At 49.5% G+C, this 22531-nt stretch carries 25 protein-coding genes and 1 tRNA gene; 14 read left to right on the top strand and 12 right to left on the bottom strand.

Annotated elements, in window-relative coordinates:
• Positions 1–107 precede the first annotated feature (107 nt).
• Positions 108–198 (bottom strand) — tRNA-Ser (locus ACTRXD_RS21890).
• Between the two features lie 402 nt (positions 199–600).
• On the opposite strand from ACTRXD_RS21890, the gene ACTRXD_RS21895 reads away from it, so the two are divergent.
• Positions 601–846 carry a golvesin C-terminal-like domain-containing protein gene (locus tag ACTRXD_RS21895; protein ID WP_442434048.1) on the top strand — a complete coding sequence of 82 codons (246 nt, stop codon included), beginning with the start codon at positions 601–603 and terminating at the stop codon, positions 844–846.
• Positions 834–1010, top strand: coding sequence for a hypothetical protein (locus ACTRXD_RS21900; protein WP_442433897.1), 177 nt, complete (start codon positions 834–836; stop codon positions 1008–1010). Before ACTRXD_RS21895 ends, ACTRXD_RS21900 begins: the two co-directional genes overlap by 13 nt.
• A 151-nt stretch (positions 1011–1161) precedes the next feature.
• On the opposite strand, the gene ACTRXD_RS21905 is transcribed toward ACTRXD_RS21900, so the two are convergent.
• The 3 genes from ACTRXD_RS21905 to ACTRXD_RS21915 all read right to left on the bottom strand — a co-directional run bounded on the left by ACTRXD_RS21905 (position 1162) and on the right by ACTRXD_RS21915 (position 2533).
• Positions 1162–1491, bottom strand: coding sequence for a hypothetical protein (locus ACTRXD_RS21905; protein ID WP_442433898.1), 330 nt, complete (start codon positions 1489–1491; stop codon positions 1162–1164).
• Between the two features lie 137 nt (positions 1492–1628).
• Positions 1629–1844 (bottom strand): hypothetical protein, encoded by a 216-nt coding sequence (locus tag ACTRXD_RS21910; protein ID WP_312640747.1) that lies wholly within the window; start codon positions 1842–1844, stop codon positions 1629–1631.
• 53 nt (positions 1845–1897) lie between these two features.
• The gene (locus ACTRXD_RS21915) at positions 1898–2533 is read right to left on the bottom strand and encodes a DsbA family protein (RefSeq protein ID WP_442433899.1); all 636 of its coding nucleotides are present in this window, start codon (positions 2531–2533) and stop codon (positions 1898–1900) included.
• Between the two features lie 467 nt (positions 2534–3000).
• Here ACTRXD_RS21915 and ACTRXD_RS21920 point away from each other — a divergent pair, with 467 nt between their 5' ends.
• Positions 3001–3321, top strand: a complete 321-nt coding sequence (locus ACTRXD_RS21920) for a cupin domain-containing protein (protein ID WP_442433900.1) — start codon at positions 3001–3003, stop codon at positions 3319–3321.
• 103 nt (positions 3322–3424) lie between these two features.
• Here the strand turns inward: ACTRXD_RS21920 and nirK are convergent, their stop codons facing one another.
• The 4 genes from nirK to ACTRXD_RS21940 all read right to left on the bottom strand — a co-directional run bounded on the left by nirK (position 3425) and on the right by ACTRXD_RS21940 (position 6775).
• Entirely contained in the window at positions 3425–4468 is a 1044-nt protein-coding gene (gene nirK, locus ACTRXD_RS21925) for a copper-containing nitrite reductase (protein ID WP_442433901.1), read from the bottom strand.
• 193 nt (positions 4469–4661) lie between these two features.
• On the bottom strand, positions 4662–5357 hold the full coding sequence (locus ACTRXD_RS21930; protein ID WP_442433902.1) for a Crp/Fnr family transcriptional regulator: 696 nt from the start codon (positions 5355–5357) through the stop codon (positions 4662–4664).
• A 12-nt stretch (positions 5358–5369) separates the two neighbouring features.
• Positions 5370–6080: a transketolase C-terminal domain-containing protein gene (locus ACTRXD_RS21935; RefSeq protein WP_442434049.1), complete on the bottom strand. Its 711-nt coding sequence runs from the start codon at positions 6078–6080 to the stop codon at positions 5370–5372.
• A complete protein-coding gene (locus ACTRXD_RS21940; protein WP_442433903.1) occupies positions 5990–6775 on the bottom strand; it encodes a transketolase in 786 nt (261 codons plus the stop codon). The genes ACTRXD_RS21935 and ACTRXD_RS21940 overlap by 91 nt, the downstream gene beginning before the upstream one ends.
• 188 nt (positions 6776–6963) lie before the next feature.
• Here ACTRXD_RS21940 and ACTRXD_RS21945 point away from each other — a divergent pair, with 188 nt between their 5' ends.
• Entirely contained in the window at positions 6964–7158 is a 195-nt protein-coding gene (locus ACTRXD_RS21945) for a hypothetical protein (protein WP_442433904.1), read from the top strand.
• 113 nt (positions 7159–7271) lie between these two features.
• Here ACTRXD_RS21945 and ACTRXD_RS21950 read toward each other — a convergent pair whose 3' ends face one another.
• The 4 genes from ACTRXD_RS21950 to ACTRXD_RS21965 are packed head-to-tail and all read right to left on the bottom strand — an operon-like array spanning position 7272 to position 11923.
• Positions 7272–8645 (bottom strand): DUF4340 domain-containing protein, encoded by a 1374-nt coding sequence (locus ACTRXD_RS21950; RefSeq protein WP_442433905.1) that lies wholly within the window; start codon positions 8643–8645, stop codon positions 7272–7274.
• A gap of 1 nt (position 8646) precedes the next feature.
• Complete coding sequence (locus tag ACTRXD_RS21955) at positions 8647–10155, bottom strand: GldG family protein (protein ID WP_442433906.1); 1509 nt, start codon at positions 10153–10155, stop codon at positions 8647–8649.
• A 5-nt stretch (positions 10156–10160) separates the two neighbouring features.
• On the bottom strand, positions 10161–10931 hold the full coding sequence (locus ACTRXD_RS21960) for an ABC transporter permease (RefSeq protein ID WP_442433907.1): 771 nt from the start codon (positions 10929–10931) through the stop codon (positions 10161–10163).
• 26 nt (positions 10932–10957) lie between these two features.
• Positions 10958–11923, bottom strand: coding sequence for an ABC transporter ATP-binding protein (locus ACTRXD_RS21965; RefSeq protein ID WP_442433908.1), 966 nt, complete (start codon positions 11921–11923; stop codon positions 10958–10960).
• Positions 11924–12167: 244 nt separating this feature from the next.
• On the opposite strand from ACTRXD_RS21965, the gene ACTRXD_RS21970 reads away from it, so the two are divergent.
• From ACTRXD_RS21970 to ispD, 10 genes are all read left to right on the top strand, one after another.
• Complete coding sequence (locus ACTRXD_RS21970) at positions 12168–12779, top strand: OmpA family protein (protein WP_442433909.1); 612 nt, start codon at positions 12168–12170, stop codon at positions 12777–12779.
• A gap of 186 nt (positions 12780–12965) precedes the next feature.
• Positions 12966–13337 carry a hypothetical protein gene (locus tag ACTRXD_RS21975; RefSeq protein WP_442433910.1) on the top strand — a complete coding sequence of 124 codons (372 nt, stop codon included), beginning with the start codon at positions 12966–12968 and terminating at the stop codon, positions 13335–13337.
• Positions 13338–13702: 365 nt separating this feature from the next.
• Positions 13703–14494 carry an ElyC/SanA/YdcF family protein gene (locus ACTRXD_RS21980; RefSeq protein WP_442433911.1) on the top strand — a complete coding sequence of 264 codons (792 nt, stop codon included), beginning with the start codon at positions 13703–13705 and terminating at the stop codon, positions 14492–14494.
• 234 nt (positions 14495–14728) lie between these two features.
• Positions 14729–15016, top strand: coding sequence for a hypothetical protein (locus ACTRXD_RS21985; RefSeq protein WP_442433912.1), 288 nt, complete (start codon positions 14729–14731; stop codon positions 15014–15016).
• A 900-nt stretch (positions 15017–15916) separates the two neighbouring features.
• The gene (locus ACTRXD_RS21990) at positions 15917–16477 is read left to right on the top strand and encodes a KdsC family phosphatase (protein WP_442433913.1); all 561 of its coding nucleotides are present in this window, start codon (positions 15917–15919) and stop codon (positions 16475–16477) included.
• Positions 16478–16611: 134 nt separating this feature from the next.
• Positions 16612–18060: a mannose-1-phosphate guanylyltransferase/mannose-6-phosphate isomerase gene (locus ACTRXD_RS21995; protein WP_442433914.1), complete on the top strand. Its 1449-nt coding sequence runs from the start codon at positions 16612–16614 to the stop codon at positions 18058–18060.
• Positions 18061–18083: 23 nt separating this feature from the next.
• Complete coding sequence (locus tag ACTRXD_RS22000) at positions 18084–19481, top strand: phosphomannomutase/phosphoglucomutase (RefSeq protein ID WP_442433915.1); 1398 nt, start codon at positions 18084–18086, stop codon at positions 19479–19481.
• A gap of 259 nt (positions 19482–19740) precedes the next feature.
• Positions 19741–20748, top strand: a complete 1008-nt coding sequence (fbp, locus tag ACTRXD_RS22005; protein ID WP_442433916.1) for a class 1 fructose-bisphosphatase — start codon at positions 19741–19743, stop codon at positions 20746–20748.
• A 16-nt stretch (positions 20749–20764) separates the two neighbouring features.
• Positions 20765–21790 (top strand): PIN/TRAM domain-containing protein, encoded by a 1026-nt coding sequence (locus ACTRXD_RS22010; protein ID WP_442433917.1) that lies wholly within the window; start codon positions 20765–20767, stop codon positions 21788–21790.
• Positions 21783–22487 carry a 2-C-methyl-D-erythritol 4-phosphate cytidylyltransferase gene (ispD, locus tag ACTRXD_RS22015; RefSeq protein WP_442433918.1) on the top strand — a complete coding sequence of 235 codons (705 nt, stop codon included), beginning with the start codon at positions 21783–21785 and terminating at the stop codon, positions 22485–22487. Before ACTRXD_RS22010 ends, ispD begins: the two co-directional genes overlap by 8 nt.
• Positions 22488–22531 lie beyond the last annotated feature (44 nt).

Genomic DNA, 22531 nt, shown 5'->3' on the forward strand with positions numbered 1-22531 from the left:
GCTGGCCAGGTGGATCATTCGGTTCCAACGATATTGGGTAGAGGTGGCCGGAGGAAGGGGTGAAGGTTAAAGAACGAAGGCAGATCAGAAAAATTTGAGGAAAAATATGGCGGAGAGGGCGGGATTTGAACCCGCGGTAGGCTTTTGACCTACGACGGTTTAGCAAACCGTTGCCTTCGGCCACTCGGCCACCTCTCCGCGCAAATGTATGTCAATTGATTGTGACTACTTATAGAGTAACAGCATGGCTAACTTCAAGAGCAGATTGCATCCGGATTGCGGTGGCCCGCTTGTTGGATATCCAATCACCTAACATTGTGCCAATGATTCCCCTCAAATACATATCCCTATCAACCGGAATGTTGATCCTACCATGCCCAAACTGTTTTTGGATATATTTCCCACAAGCTTTTTGTGGGAGGATTATGAGGCGCAGAGATATGCCGTCGGGTCACGGTTATCTCCCAATAAACCATCGGGCAATGGCATGTGTTGGGGACCTATGTCATGATGCCGGGACAGAATCATCGCGTGGTCTTAGCTAATAAAGTGGGGGGCACGGTGGTGGCGGATGCCATCTAGTTTCAAGCCGCGCGTCCAATTACCCCACGCAGCGCGACATGGGGCTTCCTGGTGACGACTATGGGCAACCATAATGTCTATGCCCGGTGGGCGGTCGATGCGGCCAAGGCCACTTTTACCGTGCACTATGCGGGTGGCACCACCGTCGTGTCGATGAACCAAACGCAGCACGGCGGGCAATGGAATCCCTCGGTACCTTTGCCTTCAACCACGGGTCGAACCCGAAGGTCTGGCTGTCCGATCAGGCCAATATGCGCGTGGTAGCCGATGCGGTGATGGTGGTGCCCTGTGGCGTCAGCACCGATCATGTGACCTATGCCACGACGCTGACCCCAGCAGGAATGGTGCATACCTATGCGAAATGGACGGAAAGTGCCACGCGAGCGCAGACGGTAACTTACACCGTTCAGCAGGCGGGTGGTTCGTAATCTCAACCAGATTTCTCGTGGTTGAATCGAAAGCACCTATCTCCCCGGAGTATTCTCTCCTTTTTATTTCCCGGCCACTGAAGGCGGCGAAGCTTGGAGTCCTATGGTTCTTTTTGCGAGTGTGGTGCTGACCTGTTACATACAGGACGAATTATGTGGAAGCCAATTTCGCCAGTTCGGTATCGACGAATGCGAGGACTTTTTCAGCATCCTCGACCAGGCTGTCCGTGATGTTGAGACCGAGAGCGAGATCTTCTTCATCCAGGGTATCGGCCAATCCGTTATTTTGTAATAAGCTGACATCCCAAAATAATATCCCCGCAGTGGCCTGTTTCCCGTCGATGGTGGCGACCACGTTGATGTTATCGCCATGCTCAGTCGGGGTACTGATAAAGGTCGGTTCGGCACCTACTTGCTTCGCTCGTCGAATAATGTCCATGAAGGTTTGCAATCGTTGAAGACTGGCAGGGTCTGTCCCCATTACTATCTTTCCCCTCTCATATGAAAATTCAACTGGTCCACCTCCGGTTTTAGATTGACCGATTCAACGGCAGGCCTGCAAGGAATGAATCGAAGGTGGAATTTCAAGGCGTAGATCCTATTGGCCAATATTGGAAATTACGCGGTTCCGTGTTGGCCTGAGGTCGAAGGATCTTGCTCGTTTCGTTTCCGGGCTCGGGTGGCAATGTTTTCCATAAGCCCCGTCAGTTTTTGATATTGCGGGTGATCGGGAGAGAGCGGTTTGCCATCTTCATCGCACATCAGTTCCTGCATCCCTTCGAGCATTGCAGCCATTTCAGGGAAAAGTTCGTCATCCGATTTTTTTCGTCCCATGATGTCCTTCCTTTGTATCGATTGGAAACGGATTGATACGTTCAGCGTTTACATTAAGATTTACTGTCCTGGTTGAGAATGCTTTCAATAACCGTTTTGAGGTTTTCAGCGGTTAAGTTCGCCACGCGAATGTTTCCATCTAAGAGCACGGTTGGCGTATGGGTGACCTTGATTCGTTCCCCCCACGTCCGGCCTTTCGCTAACGTTTTGAAAGGCTTTCCGCTGGCAAGTCCTGCTTCAAACTCCGTAGGATCGAGCCCGATCTCTTTCAGAAGGAGAGAACGCATGGTCTTATCGAAGACTTGAATATCTTTTTCGTGAATAGACTGAAAGAGCAGTTGCTTCATTTCCGGCCCTTTGCCCATGGTAACGGCCTGATTGTACATTTCGAAGGCGGTCGGAAGTTTACCGGGTATGACGGGAAATCCCACCATTCTTATCTCTAGCTTGTCGCCAAATTCCTTTTTCAGTTTCGTTCCGACCACCCGTTCGAACATGTGACAATGGGAGCAGTAAAAATCAGCGAATTCAAACAGAATGACCTTGCCGGCTTCATGTTGAGACGGTTCCCCCTCCATCAGTTCGTATTCACCCTGTATCTTGCTCAAGGCCACATTGGCCCATCCGAGCAGGCTGATCAGGAGTATTCCTCCAATAATCCGGGAAATTTGCGTCTGTCCTGATTTCATGCTTGATCCTTTCTTGATTTCGATCTTATTTCTGGACTTTTTCTCTCGAATCGCCGAAGTCAGTTCGGGTAACATAGTAGATCTTTAGAGACACTCTCACGTTAGTCCATCATATCAGACTGAACCTAGGGACGTTCAAGGTTTCTGAATGGGGCTGTTGAAAAAAGCCGCCAGCGGCGTTCTCGCAATTTTTCCGTGCTCACGTACTGGAAGTACGTTCTGCGCGCAAAAATGACTGCGGCCTTGCGGGACGAACATTTTTGAACCGCCCCGAGGCCTCTGATATGCACCGTGGCTGTGGGTCAATATGCCCTTGGACATTAGTAGTATTCAACACTCCCGGAAAATGAAATGGCCTCGGGGAGGTCCGGGATGGTGAGAGATTATTCAGGGTGGGAGATTTTTGAGAATTATTGAGAGAATGGTGGAGGCGGTATCGGCATTGTTCAATTGAGGAGGGCACTGAAGTGAATGTGGTGAATGTGAAAGACTACGGCCAGTTTTCGAAGGAAAAGATGAAGAAGCAGAATGTGTTTCAATCATCCAGATTTTTTTGTGATGTGTATGGATTTGAGCCTGGTCAGGAGCAAAAAGGCCATGTGCATGCCGACCAGGACAAAGTCTATCTGGTCTTAGAAGGGGAGGGCACGTTTCGGGTCGGAAGTGAAAGCCGGATCCTGGGAGAAGGGCAGGGAACCATGGCTCCCGCCGGTGAGGAGCATGGCGTGATAAACCATACGACCAACCGGCTTCGAGTGCTGGTGTTTATGGCTCCCAATCCCGGTTAGAGACTAAAAGTATGGACTTGGTGGGGGTGTGGAGAGTTCCAAATGGATAAAGGGCCTGAATAAATGCGTTCACTCAGGCCCTTCACTGTGTAATGACGAAAGCCTAATTCCCTGGTTCCATGGAATTAAAGATGGAAGGATTGTCCTCTCCGGTGATGGAAAGAATGCCAACTGCCCCTTTTGCGACCCGGAAAATGCTGTGATCAAGTAACAGATACGCCCCGGGCACATCCACTTTAAATTCCACGATGGTCGCTCCCGCTGCAGGAATCAATGTGGTTTGCACGTTCTTATTGATGGTTCCACCAATGGCGCCTTCCACATAGACCTTGTCAAAAATCTCGCCAATGATGTGGAACGAGGATGTGCTATTCGGTCCAATGTTGCCGACATACAGCCGGATGATGTCCCCCGCTTTGGCTTCAAGCTGCCCTTCCCCGATTAAGGCTCCGGCTCTTCCGTTCAGCACCACGTGGTCAGGGTGTTCCGCTAAGCCTTTCTCCATGGAAAGTTCCATGATGCCATTTTCTGCACTTGGCATCGTGAAAAATTCGCTTTGAAACACGGCATATTCCTTATCGACTTGAGGCAGCCCTTCAGCCGGATCCACCAGAATCAACCCGTACATTCCATTGGCAATATGAGCCGGAATGTTCGGGACCGGCGAGGCGCAATGGTAGATATACAAGCCTGGATTTAACGTTTTGAAGGCAAACATCCCTTCCTTCCCGGGTATAGCCAAGTTGGAGCCTGCCCCCCCGCCTGGACCATTTACCGCATGTAGGTCCATGTTATGCGGAAAAATGCTATCCGGATGATTTTTGAGATGGACTTCCACCGTATCGCCCTCGCGGACCCGGATCATGGGGCCTGGGACGGTGCCATTAAAACTCCAAAATTTGTATTGAACGCCATCCGCTAAAATTCCGACATACTCCTTGGCCTCGACATGGACCACAACATGCGCGGCTTCCTTGCGGGTAATGGGGGTAGGAACTTGGGGGAGTGTCGTCAATTGAGCCTGGATGGTTGTCATACTCATTGCGGGTTCTGGTGAAATGCTTCCCATGGCCAGAATACCCACCATGATGGCCAGAGAGATGAAACGTACTGGACGACTTGAGTGTGTGAACGCTAATTGAGTCACAGATGACTCCCTTCTTCTAAAAGTATTGGGCAAATGATGAAAGCTCGGGACTTTTCCTGTTTGCGTGTCTTTATCCTAGGGGAATACAGGAGGAAAACAATGATATAAATCATTAAATACGAAAAGATTTTCGCAGGGTGTCCCTTGAGGTGGGCTTAGAGCCGGGAATGGCCAGCCATATTTTTAGGAGAAACTAGGAAAAGGCATGAGGAGCCATCTGCTGAAGTTTGATGAGATCTTGAATAACCAATTTTTTTCCTGTTCCACTAATGATGTGGTCTTTTTTGAACCGGCTCAGAATGCGACTCGTGGTTTCTTTCGTCAGGCCGGCCATGTCGGCTAAGTCCTGATGGGTCAGTCGTACGCCGATACGGACGCCGGATGTTTCTTGAATGCCGGATCGCTGTGCTAAGTTGACGAGGATGGAGGCGATCCGCTGTTCGGCACGGTCCAAGGCAAAGGCCTTGGCATTGTCTTGGGATTCGCGGAGGCGGAGACTTAAGTAATTGATGATATTGACTGCTGCACCAGGATTTCTTTGGATCACATCCAGCATCACCTTTCGGTGAATTTTGACAATGGTGCCTTCTCCCATGGATTGGGCGCACCCGGGATGACCTACTCCTGCAAAGGCGGACGCTTCACAACAAAACAGATCCCCGGGCATGAGGACCTTGAGGGTGACTTCCCGTCCTTCGGGGGAGGATTTTACGCATTTTACATTTCCCTGTTTGACAATGTGAAACCAGTCGGCTGGATCACCTGCCCGAAAGATAAACTGTCCTTTTGTGATGGGAACTTCGATCGCATGGTTCGCCAGTTCCCTTCGATCGGACTCAGAAAGGCAGGCAAAGAGTGGAATGGAGTCAAAGTTTGCTGGTGGAGACATCGCTTGGCATACCTAAACCAATTGTTTAACTTTCTCGACGATAGCCCTAGCGCTGATTCCATAATGGTCGAGTAATTGATCAGGCTTCCCGCTATGTGGGATTTGACCAATGCCCATTTTCGTGAGCCGTATTCCTTTACCCGCCATCCCACTGAGTACGGCATCACCGATGCCTCCATGCAGGTAATGGTCCTCTACAGTGAGGAACCGGCTGTTCGTGGCGTTGGCGGCTTCTAGTAGAGTAGCCCTATCGATCGGGGTCACGCTGTAGAGATCGATGACTCTCACGGTAATCCCAGCGGTGTGCAGGTGATCATAGGCATTAAGTGCTTCGAAGACCGTGACTCCGGCTGCCACGATGGTGAGCTGATCCTTGGCGCTTTGCCGGAGTACTTTTGATCCGCCATCGTGAAGAATTCCCCGGCCCCGTAGAGTATCGGGGTTTTGGGACGCCCTGTTCGCATGTACAGCATTCCTTTGAGTGGCCATGGCTTTAACCAGTCGATAGGTGCACATGGCATCGGAGGGATTGAGGACGTCCACTCCCGGTTGGGCTGCCATCATCGCGAGGTCTTCCAAGCCCACTTGTGAAGGACCATCCTCACCAATTCTGACTCCAACGCGTGAACCCATCAGTTTAATATTGGCTTGGCTGATGGCCGCCATGCGGATAAAATCGTAGGCACGTGTGAGAAAGCAGGCGAAGGTGGCGGCAAAGGGAATTTTCCCGCAGGCTCTTCAAAGGCTTTGAGGAGTGCTGAGTGGTTGTGCCCATCGACGCAGATGGTATGCCAGCCAAATCCCTCCCATCTGGCCTGGTACGTGGTCAGATCATGTTCCAGCATAGTGGGATCCGATTGTCCGAGCCGATTAATGTCCACGATGACGCACATATTATCTAATTGAGAATTTCGGGCAATATCGGCGGCCTCCCATACTGACCCTTCGACCGATTCCCCATCACCTAATAGCACAAAGATTCGGGCTGAAGACTTGTCCAGGTATTTATTATTTAAGGCAATGCCGACCCCCACTGACAGTCCCTGCCCGAGAGATCCGGTGGGCATGTCCACAAACGACAGGCGAGGAGTGGGATGGCCTTCGAGGTCCGATTCGAGTTTGCGGAGTTCGAGTAATTGTTGGGGATCGAACAACCCGGCTTCCGCCCAGGCCGCATAGAGCAACGGAGCGGCATGACCCTTGGATAAGATAAAAGGATCGTTATCCGGGTTGCGAGGATTTTTTGGATCAAATTGCATGACCGAGAAAAACAAGGTGGCCACAATATCCGCCGCGGAACAGGAACTGGTCGGATGTCCGCTTCCTGCTTTGGTGGTGGCGCGACTGCTATGGATGCGAAGTTGATCGGCCTTTTGACGCAGGAGTTCAGAAAGCTGTGATGAAGTATGGGTGGTCACAGATAGCTCCTCCACTCCTGGGTGTGATCATAACATTTGAAGATGGCCAGGACCGTACCAGACACCTAAAATTCAGTCAATTCAAGTCTGTGTATTGATCGATGCTCACTGTCCGATGTAGGGTATGATGGCTTCACGGTTCTAAGAATACCCATCACAGGATCAATTGATGCTGGAGGCAAACGATCATGAATTGGAGTAATGCCACAACTCAGGTGACGGTCATCATGTGTTCTGTTTTCTTGGCGGGAGCGATGTTGGTGGGGTGTTCTTCCACACCCAAATCTCAATCCGATCCGTCAAAAAAGGACATTCAGCAGGATTCCGACCGGTTCTTCAAAAAGATGGGCCAGGAAGAAGGCCAACAAGCTCCCGCACGTTAAGAGGGTGCCTGGGAAAGTATAGGGTTTCTTTATAATTGTGACTATCTGTTGCTCTTGTACTTGCGCAAAAGTCAGTAAACTATTTAAGGCCTGAAGCGGCGTGGGCAGGAAGTCTATTCGGTTGAGCTCTCCTGTCGTATCAGTTGGGTTTTGGAGGGTATTTGATCAAGAATCGTCGATCGGACCTGGTATAAACCTGGCAGGCTTCCTCCCTTGGCAAAAACCAATCCCCGTTCCCTTTTTCCCAAAATTAATTGTCCGATTTCCTGTCCCTTGCGGTTCATGCCCGAAATAGTGGCGTTGGGTGAGGCCATCCCATTGTCTGTTGAGGCGGAAGAGGAATCGGGGTGGAATATTTCTGCTGGGACGTCCACGATCCGGCTGACAAAAAGTTTCACCACTTCCTGGTTTACCGCTGCTGAAGGATTGTCCTCCAAGATCCACTCATCGTGTTGATTAATGAGGACGAAATGATCCTGTGGGGTGTGGACTGTCAGCATCGCAATATCGGCGATTTCCATACCAAAGAGACGCTTATCCTGAAAATAAAACATCCCTTGGGTGACGGGCCGTAAAATGGCCGGGGGGATCTCGAATAAGGGACTGTCGTCGGAGGTGATCGCGTACGCTTTTTCTGCATCCCCAAAGTGATACAGTTCCAGATGGTGAGTGCGCGATCCTTCTACTACCTGGACTGTGGCATGGGAGCGTATCGGTTGACTTAGAATACGTTGTTTGTCCTCTTCTGCATCAATGAACCCTGTTGCCGCAAGCCCTCCTAAGTCCAGGAGGAGGGTACCTACTGCTGTTTTATCTGCTGGTCCCTTGACGGGGCTCTTGAACATCCAGTTCGGGGTTAAGCTATGGGCTCCTGCCACTCGCGTCATGACCATGGTGTTTGCCCCGTCCTGAATGCGCAGCTCCAAGACCCGGTCCCGGTCGAAAAACATGAGGTCTTTCAGGCGGAAGTTCGTGAGGGACTTTTGGGCAAAGGTCATGACATCCAATGTCGTGAGCACGACCTCATTGTCTGGTTTGGTTTGGACATATAAAGATGGGGCAAAAGGACCCGCATCGCCTAAGGCCATTTCCTGTGAATCGGTCGGTGTTTCCAGTGTGAGGGTCAGGTAAGGCGGATCCAGCCCGTAGGCGGGTAAATTGGTAGGGCCATCCTCGATATGCCGTTTAATTTTCCCGATTGTCAGGGCACGCAAGATTCGACGAATTTCACGGGCGTCGGCCGGGGACTGCATGGGTTCGGTGATCATCCACCGCCATTGGTCGTCACGCTTCAGCCGGATGGTTTCCGTGGGACCGGCCCAGGTGATGTGTGTAATGTCTCGGTCATCAAACGGCAGGATCTGTCGTTCCTGGGTCTCCTGTTTTTCCAGTTGCCTGGACTGTGGAATATCAACGAGGAGGATATAGCCTCCCAAGCCTAAAACGACCAGAGCCAGAATGAGCGTCACTCGAACGGGATTTATCATATTACAAACTTCGCCGCCTTTTCCAAACAGATAGACCGATAAATAAGGTGAGGAGTGGAATGAACAGGACCTGAAAAAATACGAGCGCTTGTTCCTGTGAGGGATTCGGTATGAATGGATGAAAGGCCGGATCTTTTGGTGTCAGAGAAATTAAGGCGTCCTCCTGCGCAAGCCAGGCAATGGCTTTTAAGAAAAAATCCGTGTTTCCCGGATAGGTCAGATACCCATTGGTCGCAAACGCGGCATTGCCCACGATGAGGACGGCAGATTGAGCTGTTGGGGATTGGTCGACCGGTTTGCGGATCAAGAGGCCCGCGACGGTAAAGGGGCCTTTGGGATCTTCCCCCGCAGTGAATTCCGGTTGAGGACTGTTCAGGTCCGTTTCTTCCCAACTTTCCGGAGATGTTTGTGCTAAGGCGACATACTCCCAGGTCTTTCCTTGTTCCGGCTCGAAGGTCACTGAGCGGGACACGGGAAACAGGATAGGAGTGGTGAAGTCTTCGGTGATGTCATGTGTGGTAAAGGTTCGAACGAGCAAGGCGGTGGGACTGCCGCGTCCCAAGCGGCCCTGTTCATCAGCCAGGATGCCGGTTCCCAATTGAATGCCCCACGGCGTGAAGAGGGGATCTAAGGACGTGCCGCTGCCTGGATCATCCATCACCAGTACCCGTCCTCCTTTTTCCAGAAATTGACTTATCCGTTGTTGGTCATCAGAGGATACGGCTTCTGTGGAGGAGGCCACGATGAGGACAGCCGCATCGTGAGAGGCCGTGTTCTGCCAATCCACTGTCCCGACCTCATAGCCTTGCTTGGTCAGCGCATCGCCGGCCCGGGATAATCCTGACGATTCAGTGTCGGAGAGACTTTTTTCGCCATGGCCCGTGACAAAAGCAATGCGCTTTTTCTTGTCCTGTGTGACGCGGAGCAGCGCATTGGTCATGTCGGCTTCAGAAGACCGTTGGAGATAGACCTTTTGGGGACCACTTTCCACGACGACGGTATCGATTCGAGTCACTTGATACTCTTTTGCCTTGTCTGGTTGGCGTTCGGGATCGATGAATGCCACCGTGATGAGAGGACTTTCCTTCGCATAAGTCGTCAATAGATCCTGGTAGCCGCCATAACCCGGACTCCCTTCATGGGTGAAAACCGTCATTTTCACTTCTCTTGGAAGAGTTCGAAGGACTTGATAGGTCTGTCGGCTTAAGGTGAAATTTTGCGTCTCTGAGAAGTCCCATTCCGGCGCATGCTTGGCTGCGAGGAAATTGAGTAAGGCCACGACGACGCCGGCAAGTAGCACCGAAAACAGACTGTGTGCGCCAAGTCGGGTAGACCGGGTTCGAGCTAACGCGGTGAGGCTGCGAAAATGGAAGGCGAAATAGCCCAGGAAGCAGAGTGTCCCCAGGCCGAGCAGGATTGAGGAGAGGCTCCCTCCAGCAGGCTGGAATAAGGGGAGACCAAGTCCTATAAGGACTAATATGGTTCCGCCTATTCCGAGAATTGAGGGCACACGGGTTACTTCCATCGGTAAGCGTCGACGGCTTGGTGAGCGGCAAACCACATAAAGGCTATGCCGGAGACGTAATAGAGAATATCTTTGAGATTGAATAGCCCACGAATCAATCGGTCATAATGTTCGCTAAAAGAGAGATAGGTCAGAATGTGTCCGATCGTGGTGTCTCCAACAATGCCTCCTAACGCCCCGAGCATCCAGAGACCTAAGATGCAGCCAAAGCTTAAAAAAGCCGCAATAATTTGGTTCTCGGTCAATGCGGAGGCAAACAGACCAATAGATATTAGAAGGGCTCCCTGGAGGAACAGGGCGACATAACCAAGATAAATCGGTCGCCAATCAAAGGTTGCATAGGCGGAAAGTGTTATTGGAATGAGGCTTGTCAGTGATAACAGGCCGCTATAGACGATTATCACGCTCATGAATTTTCCAGAGACAATTTCATTTACACCAATGGGAGACGTGAGAAGGAGTTCGAAGGTTCGAAGTTTGCGCTCTTCGGCGAAGAGACGCATGGTGAGTAATGGGAGAATAATCATGAGGATGAGGTTAATGCTTCGAAAGAGGGGTCTGAACAGCATATCATTGAGATTGAGTTGTGCGTAGGTGTTTTGTATTTGCATCAGGCGGATAGCCTGGTTACTCGCATTGGCGGCTGCGGAATAGGCCAACAGCCCCACGATAGCCAAAAAAATGGCCGCAATAACGTAGACCACGGGAGACACAAACGCACTTCGTAATTCTTTGGCAACAATCGTATGAACGGGGGTCATAATGAGAGTAATACGGGTAATGGCGGTTAGTGTGGCTCACCAGGCGTGCTAATGCTGGGTCCGCTGGGAGTGTTGGCTTGTGTGAGCACCTTAAACGCATCCTCAAGAGTGAGAGGTTGGGTTTTTAATTCCAGAAGGCCCACATTCCTGGAGACAACTAATTGGGTCAATTCCTCACGGATATCCCGCCCCATTTGCGTGTCCAGAAGATAGGTGTGAGCGGTTGCTCCTTGAGAGACTCGGATGACTCCGGGAATATGGTGAAGCGCCTCCAACAGGTCCGGGTCGGATTGCTTCACAGTTAGACTGAGCGTTTCCGATTCACGGAGTTTGGCCCCTAACTGTTCCGGGGTGTCCACGGCTACAATTCGGCCACGGTGAATGATAATGACACGCTGGCAAATGGCGGTTGCCTCGGCCAGTAGATGTGTACTGAGGATGATGGTGTGGGAGCCCGCCAGGCTTTTAATGAGTTCCCGGATTTCAATAATTTGATTCGGGTCTAGCCCTGTCGTTGGTTCATCCAAAATCAAAACGGGAGGATTGTGCAAAAGGGCTTGTGCCAGGCCAACGCGTTGTCGATATCCACGGGATAGATGTCCGATGACTCGTCCCCGAACCTCGGCCAGGCCCGTTTGGGTGATGATGGTATCCATCCGTTCGGTCAATTGGTCCTCAGAAAGTCGTTTAATTCTCCCCACAAAGGTCAAATATTCAGTGACGGTCAGTTCCAGATACAGAGGAGGAGTTTCGGGGAGATACCCGATATGTTTTTTGACCTCCCAGGGTGTTTCCAGGCAATCAAATCCTGCAATGCGGACGGTCCCAAGGGTTGGGGGCATGAACCCCGTCAGAATACGCATAGTCGTGGTTTTTCCTGCGCCATTTGGTCCGAGAAAAGCCACGATTTCCCCCTTGTTGATGGAGAAAGAGACGTCATCCAACGCGGTTGCGTTCCCATAGCGTTTGGTCACATGTTGAACGTCAATCATACGGATGCCCAGCAAGTTGTGTCATGAAATGGTGAGAAAAGTGACTTTAAAATGCAATAGCTCGACAGGAGTCCGATCATACCTATGTGAAAAAAAATCCGTCAAGTTCAAACATGAGGGCAGCGCCAGTTGAGATTGACTCTTTTAATGAAAGTTGTATGATAACTACAGTTATAGGGATTTATGAGGTATGCGAGTAAGGGACCTTCTACCCCTCCTTGGAAGAGTGGAGTAACGGCCACCATTGAGGAAGTTGTTTCAGGGAAAATATGCGATCCTTGGGCTGTTGGTTGCTATTCTGAGCGGGTGTAGCTCCTGGCATCATGTGTCCATCTTCAGCCATGGTGTCGAGCCAGTCGAGGAGTCTCCCGATTCATCTCCTGCTTCGGTGGTGAGTGCCCCTGCCGTTTCTGTGCCCGAACCGGAACCCTCTCTTCCAATCGTTTCCCAACCTCAAATATCAGAAATACCGCCCGCAATAAAGGACATCAGTTCACAAACTGCCAATCATTCCCTTCTCCCCTCGACGTTGGAAGATGTTTTTTTTGATTACGACCAATATTATATTCGGAGTGAGGCTGTTCCTGTCCTGATGCAGAACGCTGAAGTACTCCTGAATCGGCACGCTACTCGTACCGTCCTGATTGAAGGGCATTGTGATGAGCGAGGAACCGAAGAATATAATCTCATCCTGGGTGAGCGTCGCGCGATGGCGGTGAAGAATTATCTGGTGGATTTAGGGGTGAGCGCTTCATCTATTCGAATCCTAAGCTTGGGAAAAAATGAACCGTTTTGTCTTCAACCCACTCGTGAATGTTTTCAAAAGAATAGACGGGCCCACTTTGTGTTGAAGTAATACTGTAAAATTTCCACCTACTTATGTGTTTAGGAGTACGTCGTTAGAACTCATATGACTGGTTCATCATGGCTGTCCCTCCTTTTAGGTTATTGAAGGGGTTAAAACCGCGGGATATTTTGGGAGAAAATTTGCAAATCTCTCAACAATATTTTTGCCCTTTTCCTCAAGATGAGGAGGATGTCTATGCGGTTTTGGTCCTTACAAATCTTGTTCTTCCTGTTGCTTCCCTCGTCCGCTTTCTCGGAAGTATGGGATTTTTCCTGTACCGAGGCGGTCTCTCTTTTGAGGGCTGCCCAGGAGCAGGTCGTCCGGAAGCATGACCAATTGCAAGAAGCTAAATTTAGTCTCCGGCATGCTCCCAAGGAATTTGATGGATGCAGGCGGAGCCGTCGTGGATTTCAAGGGGGAGAGATTCATTGTGTGACCCATCAATCCCCCCAAGGAAATCTATTGAGAGATATCCTTGTCGCGCAACGAAGCCTTGATGTCTCTATCCAGGATTTCAAAAAACACCAAAAAGGGCTGGTCCTTTCCTGCTCGGAGTCTTCTCCCTAATCCTATATTCTTTTTTCTTACCTCAAATTTTATCCCGCGCGGTAGGTACCCCCTCTCAGGGTGGCGCTTTATCGATCCTGCTGCCAAGAGTTTTCTTCCATTGAAACCCAGGACAGCCAATGCTTTTTTCTCCCCGCAGTGGGTCGCTTTGATAATCGCTTCGCGCACCCATCTGGTAGAGATCATGGTTGTTTTGGTCCATATGCTTCAGCTCGAAGCGAATGATGCTGGCTCTGGGCCAATCCACCTTGTGTCAACCAAGAAGAAAAAAAATGGAAAAATTCGTATAATCGTCGATCTGTGCCACGAAAAGTATAGGCGGGGTTTTCCTATCATCAACATCGATAGGAGGAATGGAGCATTTGGTGCTCAGTCTTAAAAAGATTTTGGCCTCATTTTTTTCTCCTCTCTCACTGTGTATAGAGATGATGGCTTGCGGGCTTGTCTTTTTGTATTTTTCCCGCAAGCAATACCTTGGGAAAGTCCTGGTTTCCTTGGGATTCATTCTGCTTGTCATCAGCGGTTATGAAGGAATCTCAGGGCGAATCATACGTACGTTGGAGTCACAATATCCTCCTATTAATCTTTCCCAGGTTCTGACTTCTGGGAATATCACAAATAGCCAAGAATCCCTGAAATGGATTGTTGTCCTGGCCAGTGGAACTGCAGGAGATGCCACGTTGCCTTATCAGCTTCGAGTGTCTCATCATTCCCGTGTTCGATTAATGGAGGGCATTCGGCTTCATCGCATGCTGCCCGGAAGTAAAATCATTCTGACAGGGGGGACGGGATTTGAGGGGTCCCCCGAAGCGACCACAATGAGTCGAGTCGCCGAGGAATTAGGCGTCAATCGGGCAGATATGGTTCTGGAGGTTGAATCCCGGGATACCAAGGATCATCCTCTGTATGTTCGGGATATCGTCCATGATGACCCTTTTATCTTGGTGACAAGTGCTTTCCACATGCCACGTGCGGTCAAATTATTTGAGAAACAGGGTCTATTTCCAATTCCGGCCTCCACAGGACAATGGGTTCCTCCTATGCAGTTTTGGTCTTTAGTGAACTTTTTCCCGAGTTCCTCTGGAGTACGCCTTGCCGAATTGGCCTATCATGAATATATGGGGTTATTGGAGGCCTGGGTTCAAGATCAGATTTAAAAGAAGCAGGTGTGAGGCCCTGAATCTTGGCCTTTTAAGGCGAATCAAAAATCAATTGAGAGGGTTAATGCCCCCTGCACTGATTAGGGGGAACGAATGGCCTAATTTCTTAGCTCAGGCTGTCCGATAGAGATACCAAAGAATGTCATCTGGTTGTTTAGTTCCCAATATGGCTGAGGCTTTTTGGAGATTAGCAAAGTAATGATTTGGCAAAGATGGGCGGGAGGAGCCCTCATGTGTCTAAGTGCCTTTTTTCTGGGGGGGTGTAGTATGTGGGAATCGTATTATCATCCGAACCATGGTTCCACTCGTGCGGATCGTATTTGCCATCCCTATGGGGACTGCCTACTAGGGGAGTGGGTTTCCACTGATGGAAGAGGTGCGGATCCAATTGAAACCCATTCAGCCTGTGTTGCCCTGGTTTCTGCGGAACAGGGGAGTGATTGGAAGAGAGATTCGGTTACCGAGGGATTGGAAATAGGTGAGTGTATGGAACAACAAGGATTTACTCTCAAGCCGTGATGAAACGAGAAAGATTTACAACGTCATTTTAAGCAAATGACCTCGCACTACTCATCTGCACACCACTCTCCTGGCTTCTCCACGTTAAATGAGACTCAAGAAATTTGGGATTCAGCCTATGCAAGCTTAACTCTCCTGGCCATTTGTATCCGTTGCGGTTATGCAAATTGTGGCCTGAAGGGTTTCCTCCGGTTTAAGACTGAACGAAACTTTTTCTCGAATGGTTCCCCCTCCTCCGGGATTGGTCGCTTTGATCTCTTTATATTTGAGTAATCCTTTTCCTATATCTTGGTAAATGGTAGTCTTGGCAAGATTTGTTAATGTCTGGCCGTTGGCTTTTGTTGTGGGTTCAATATACGAAATGCTGACAACAGGGTTTGATGCCGTAACGGTGATTTGGGCAGATGTGAGACAGTCCGAGGTATCTCTTATTCTATAAGACGAAACCTGCGGAGATAGGGGTTGAGACCCATCTGAGGAAACGACTGTGTTAATTGGCTCTGAGGCTGTATCGGCTTGAGGTATGTTTTCGCTGGGGGATGGGAGCTCTGAAGGAAGGCAAGAGGGGCGTAGCCAACATAGTACAGTGTCCAGTCTTTGCTGAGATTGGGGGGATGAACAGGAAAGAAGACCGGAACAAAGAGCTAAGATTATGAGGAATCGAAAATAAGAACTCACAAGTAAACCTTGTCTAAGCCGGTTTTGCAAAACTGCATTCCGGAAATAATAATAAAAAACGGACGATTGATTGTTAAAGTTGGCTGCCTACGAATTCTATCCCTCCTGTGGTCTTAACGGAAGGCATGCCTTAAACTTAAGCGTATATTTAGGATTGCCCTATGAAATGTGAAATAGAAAGGTAGAGATGAACAGGTGAGAAAAAACCACGGAATCGCTTCTTTGTCCAAATCCAAAGGGGCAAAAACAGTACGTCCTCTCAAAAAAAAAGTTTCTCCACGATTGTTAAATAGACCAGAGAAAGTTTTCAAAGAGCTGAGGTTATTTGCAACGGATGTAGATGGGGTTTTGACCGATGCCGGCATGTACTATGGGGAATCGGGTGAAGAATTGAAAAAGTTTCACACGCGTGATGGTATGGGGATTAAACTTTTACAGGCACAAGGGGTGATCACGGCTATCATTACTATGGAAAACACCAAAATTGTCGCTCGCCGTGGAAAAAAACTGGGCATTCCCGAAGTTTTTCAAGGTGCCAAGGATAAGGTGGTAATTCTCCGCCATTTGTCTGAAAAGTATGGGGTTCCTTTTGCGCAAATGGCCTACATTGGGGATGACGTGAACGACGTGGAGGCCTTGAAAACTGTGGGGTACGCCGCGGCTCCCGCGGATTGTGTAGAGCAAGTCCGTCAGATTGTGCATTATGTCTGCAAAAAAAAGGGAGGTGAGGGAGCTGTTCGAGAGGTTATCGATAGAATTTTGGCTGCAAAAGGCCCTCTGTAGCCCTACAGGTATTTAGCGGATATTTGAATGGCACATTCCGACAATCTATGAGCTTTTAACCCGTAGTCATTTGAGTATGGTCTTGCATTGGGTCCATTGGACCGTTTGAAACGATTGGAGGGGAAGGACCGAACATGAATCCTCATGTCTATGGAGTGATTTTAGCCGGGGGGAGTGGTACCCGATTTTGGCCGTTGAGCCGGGAACGATTTCCTAAGCAACTGTTGAGAATTTTGGGAGAAGGAACCCTCCTTCAACAGACGTTTGATCGTCTATTACAGAATATCCCCGCGAATCGGATGGCAATTGTCACCAACGCTGTTCAAGCGGAATCCATCAAACTTCAACTCAATCAGTGGAAAGATGATATTGCTGGAAATGTCATCCTTGAGCCGGAAGGAAGAAATACCGCACCGGCGATCGCTCTCGCGGCCCTACAATTGATACATCAAGATCCTGATGCCGTGATGGTGGTGGTGCCGGCAGATCATGTCGTAAAGGCCTCCAAAAAATTTATGCGAGCCGTACAATTTGCCAGTGAATTGGCGATGGGGGGGCATCTGGTGACGTTTGGGATTCAGCCGACTCGTCCTGAAACAGGGTATGGCTATATTCAGCCTTTGAAGCGAATGAAGGTCGGAGTCAAGGGCCCCTTCATCGGGTATTCGGTGGCCCGCTTTGTTGAAAAACCGGACCTCACAACTGCCAAACGATATGTTCGATCTGGAAACTATTTTTGGAATAGCGGTATTTTTGTTTGGAAAGCTTCCCAAATTTTATCAGAATTAGCCTTTCATCAACCGGCCTTATCCAAATTGTTGACTGGTTTACAAGGCAAGATGGGACGTGAGGATTTTCCCTCCCACCTTCGGAAGGTCTACGCCAAAATCGAATCGCTTTCTATTGACAATGCGGTGATGGAGCGTTCTTCTCGAAGTGTGGTGATACCGGTAGACTTTGGTTGGTCGGATGTGGGGAGTTGGAGCAGCTTGGAAGAAGTGGTGCCTTTGGATAAAGATGGAAATGTCCGGAATGGGAATATTATAGATCTGGGAAGCCGCGATTCGGTGCTGTTTGCGGATCGAAGGGTCGTGGCAACGATTGGCCTCAACAATATGGTGGTGGTGGATACGCCCGATGCCACCCTGGTCTGTCCGAAGGATCGTGCGCAAGATGTCAAAGCCATTGTCAATCTGTTGAAGCGACAGGGCGCCCCTGAACATTTAGAACATCGAACCGTGCATCGTCCTTGGGGTTCCTATACCGTCATGGAAGAGGGAAAAGGTTACAAAGTAAAACGGATTGAAGTCGGCCCTGGAAAACGGCTTTCCCTTCAACTTCATCATCAACGCAGTGAGCATTGGGTGGTCATTGCAGGGGCGGCCCGAGTGACTCGTGGCGAAGAAGTCTACGACTTGCAAGCAGGAATGAGTACTGGGATAGCCAAGGAAACGCCGCATCGTTTAGAAAATCCCGGGCAGATCCCTTTAGAGATAATTGAAATTCAAAATGGGCCCTACCTTGGAGAAGATGATATCGTTCGACTTCAGGACGATTTTGGTCGATTACGACCCATTGGGTAGGATTCGGAAGGAACGAAAGGCGGATGGGAATTTTTCGGGAATATGATATTCGCGGGATTGTTGCACACGATTTAGGTCCTGATGTGGTTGAGCGAATCGGCCGTGCCTATGCGACCCTGGCGAGAGCACGCGGTGTCCACAATATCGCGGTGGGCCGGGATGGCCGTTTAACTTCACCAGCACTTCGGAATCATCTTGTTGCCGGCCTGACTCGTTCAGGGGTCAATGTACTTGATCTTGGCCTATGTGCGTCCCCCTTACTGTATTTTTCTTTGTTTTCCTGTGATGTTGACGGAGGCATCATGATTACCGGCAGTCACAATGCTTCGGAATATAATGGATTTAAAATGTGTATAGGCCGGGAAGCACTGTATGGGGCTGATATTCAAGAATTACAGGCAACTTATGAGAGCGGCGAGTTCGCATCCGGGTCAGGAACGGTGTTAACGCGAACCATCATTCCTGAGTATCTTAAGTTTTTACAAGAACATTTTTCTTTGCTGAGAGCCCAGGGACTTCGGGTTGTGATTGATTGCGGAAATGGGGCGGCGTCTCTGTTTGCCAAAGAAGCTTTGGAACAATTGGGATGCGATGTGACCGGATTGTATTGCGAGCTAGATGGTCATTTTCCCAACCATCATCCGGACCCCACTGTGCTGGATAATCTCAAGGACCTGATTAAGAAGGTCAAAGAAACCGGAGCTGATGTGGGAATCGGGTACGATGGTGATGCCGACCGAATTGGCGTCATTGATGAACAGGGGCAGATTATGTGGGGTGACCGGTTATTGCTCCTTTTTGCCCGGGATGTGCTGGATGATCATCCAGGGTGTTCCATTATTTCAGAGGTGAAAGCCTCTCAGGGGTTGTATGACGATATTCAAAAACAGGGTGGACGGGGTATTATGTGGAAGACGGGACATTCCATCATCAAAGCCAAAATGAAAGAGGAAAAGGCGTTGCTTGCCGGGGAGATGTCGGGTCACCTGTTTTTTGCCGATCGGTACTATGGATATGACGATGCCATTTATGCTTCTTGTCGGCTTATCGAAATTCTTGTGAAACGGAAAAAACCCTTGTCGTCGCTGTTGGCTGATATTCCTCAAACGGTGGTGACTCCTGAAATTCGAGTAGATTGTCCTGATGATCAAAAATTTTCATTAGTCGAAATCGTGAAAAACCGTTTGATGCATGCGGCTAACACGCAAAATTCGACGATATCAGTTTTGCCCATTCGTGACATCATCACTATTGATGGCATTCGTGTCCGTTTTGACGAAGGATGGGGCCTGATTCGAGCCTCGAATACTCAACCAGCATTGGTCCTTCGCTTTGAAGCCTCTTCCCACACTCATCTCACTCAAATTCAGGCCTATCTGGAAGGACAGCTTTCTGAAGCCACGGTAGACCTCACCACCTAAGCTCTCCCCGGGTTATATGACCTTTTGATCGTGTCTGTGGGCATTCTCAACCGCTTCTGGTGAAGGCATCGTCGATTCGATCAAGAACTCTTGTGATATCCATCACCATGAAAGCTCGGCGTTTAATATGTCAGCCGGATTTATCCGTGAGAATATTCCTTTCCGACCGAAACGCGATTTTCTCTCGAACGTGCGTTGCTCCTTTATTCGGAAAAGCATATAATGAAAAACCTCTAGTATCGTCTATGGATCATGATTGATGACTCCGCGTTTTTCCTTATCGACACACACCTTCCGTGAGCAAGCCCCTATTCCTGGAACTTCCGGTGAATTTTCCCGCATCATCATGCAAATTGCTCTGGGTGGGAAACTCATTGCCCAGGATCTTCGAAAAGCCGGATTGAGTCAATTCCTGGGTTCTACGGGGTTAATTAATGTGCAAGGCGAAGAGGTCCAAAAGTTGGACGAACGGGCCAATCAGATATTTTTGGATGTGTTTGAGCACATGGAACTGGTGAGTACGCTGGTTTCAGAGGAAATGGAAAAGCCCTACCTCATCAAAGAAGCCGATGGTCAAGGACGGTATGCGGTCTTTTTGGATCCTTTGGATGGCTCGTCTAATATTGATGTCAACGCGTCTTTAGGGTCCATTTTTTCCATTCACCGACTTTCCGTTGAGGGTTTCCCCACTTCTGAAGATGCTTTGCGAAAAAAAGGGTGCGATCAGGTGGCTGCCGGATATGTCTTGTATGGATCGAGTGTGCTTTTAGTGTATACCTGCGGCCATGGTGTGCACCAGTTCACGTTGGATCAGGAGGCCGGGGAATTTTTCCTCTCAGCCAAAAATATTCAAATTCCCAAGCATGGGAAAATTTATAGTGTGAATGAAGGTAATTACCAAAAATGGTCTGCCGGCACTCAGCAATTTCTTCACTATCTTCACGAAGTCGATGTTCGGACAGGCAGACCATACACCAGCCGTTATTCCGGGTGTTTTGTGGCTGATGTGCATCGTGTGTTGTGTAAGGGTGGTCTCTATATGTATCCGGGAGAGCAGAAAAACCCTGAGGGAAAATTGAGGCTCATGTATGAAGCCGCACCCTTATCATTTTTGGTTGAACAAGCCGGTGGTATGGGGAGTACGGGTGTTGAGCCCGTCAATCAACTAATACCGAAAGCCCTTCACCAGAGAATCCCTTTATATATTGGCAGTCAGGATGATGTGACCAAAGCTGAAGCGTTCCTGCGGTCTGAGTCACCGATCTAGGGAAGGAGAATCTCCTATGGTGTTGCGAATGATATTTGTAGGCATTGGGGTGGTCTTAGGTATGGCCTTGGCATGGGGAGCAACCGATGGCCAAATAGGTGTTCTGCTCATGGGCGGGGGAATCGGGGCAGGGGTTGGTGCAATAATTCTGGCTGTGGAACACCGATTGAAGGCCGCGCCTTTACCATTCGTCGTGTGTGGAGGGGGCGGATTAGTTGTTGGTCTCCTTGTGGCGGGGTTGATTGCTTCGGTGACGGGCTTAGTCGCACGCTCTCCTAATACCGTTTTTACCCTTTTGGCCAGCTTAGCGATCTTTTTGGGAATACCCTATTGGGGATTAATCATGGGAATACGATTTGCCACTGAAGGATGGGCCACATCAGCCATTCCAACAGGCGATACGGAGTCGGTTCGCATCAAAAAACTGCTGGATACCAGCGTCATCATAGATGGTCGGATTGCAGATTTGTGCGAAACGGGCTTTATTGAGGGAACCCTTGTCGTTCCACATTTTATTCTCCAGGAGTTACAGCATATTTCGGATTCTTCTGATGGATTAAAGCGGGCACGTGGGAGACGAGGACTGGATATTTTGAATGTCCTTCAAAAAGTCAGCAACATTAAGGTAGATCTGGTAGAAGATGATTTTCCTCATGTGAAAGAGGTGGATACAAAACTCATTGAACTCGCCAAGCAAATGGATGCAAAGGTGCTGACCAATGATTTTAATCTCAATAAGGTGGCCGGGATCCAAGGCGTCAGGGTGCTGAACATTAATGACTTGTGTAATGCGCTGAAACCGGTGGTTCTTCCCGGTGAGACGATCCGAGTTTTTGTTTTGAAAGAAGGGAAAGAGGCCGGGCAAGGTGTGGCCTACTTAGATGATGGCACGATGGTGGTGGTTGACCATGCCAAGCGATGGATCGGCAAAAATGCGGATGTGATTGTGACGAGTGTTCTGCAAACGAGTGCCGGCCGAATGATATTTACCCGCCTGAAAGAAGAAACTGAACACGAGGAGTTAAGCTTCTCGCGTGTTTAATTCTGTTGTGGCGGTGGTTCCTGCCGCGGGCCTTGGTACCCGCATGGGAGGAAATACTCCCAAGCAATATCTTACTCTTGGAAATCTGCCTCTTTTAGTGCATTCACTCCAGATTTTTCAACAACTCGAGGAGATCCGCGAAGTCATTCTCTCCGTTCCGGCATCGGACCGGGAGTATTGCTGGCGTAAAATTGTGAAACCTTTTGGTCTAGAGAAAGTCGCCAAAGTGGTGGCGGGAGGAGTGCGGCGACAGGATTCGGTCAGAAACGGACTTGCGGCCATTTCCGACCGACCTGATGGGGTTTTAGTTCATGATGGTGTCCGTCCCTTTATTGACCAACGCATGGTCAGGAATGTGATCGATTGTGCCGGGAAAACAGGGGCGGCAGTGGTGGCAATGCCGATCCATGATACGGTGAAGCGGGTTGGTGCATCTGGGATCATTCAAGAGACGCTGAAGAGGGAAGAACTCTGGCAGATTCAGACACCGCAGGTGTTCCGGTATGACTGGTTGGTTGAGGCACACCAACAGGCGCAACAACACCAATGGGAAGTCACCGATGATGCGGCCCTCATCGAACGGATGGGTTACCCTGTTTCCGTTGTGGAGGGGAGTTGTTTTAATATAAAAGTGACCAAGCCGGATGATCTGGTGTTTGGGGAAGCCATTTTAGGAACGATTGGAAGCCGAAGGTGAAATTTCAGGCTAGCCTCCATTTAAATGGATTTTTTTTCGCTCGT

This window comes from Nitrospira sp. T9 (assembly GCF_052156535.1).
Lineage (GTDB): Bacteria > Nitrospirota > Nitrospiria > Nitrospirales > UBA8639 > Nitrospira_E.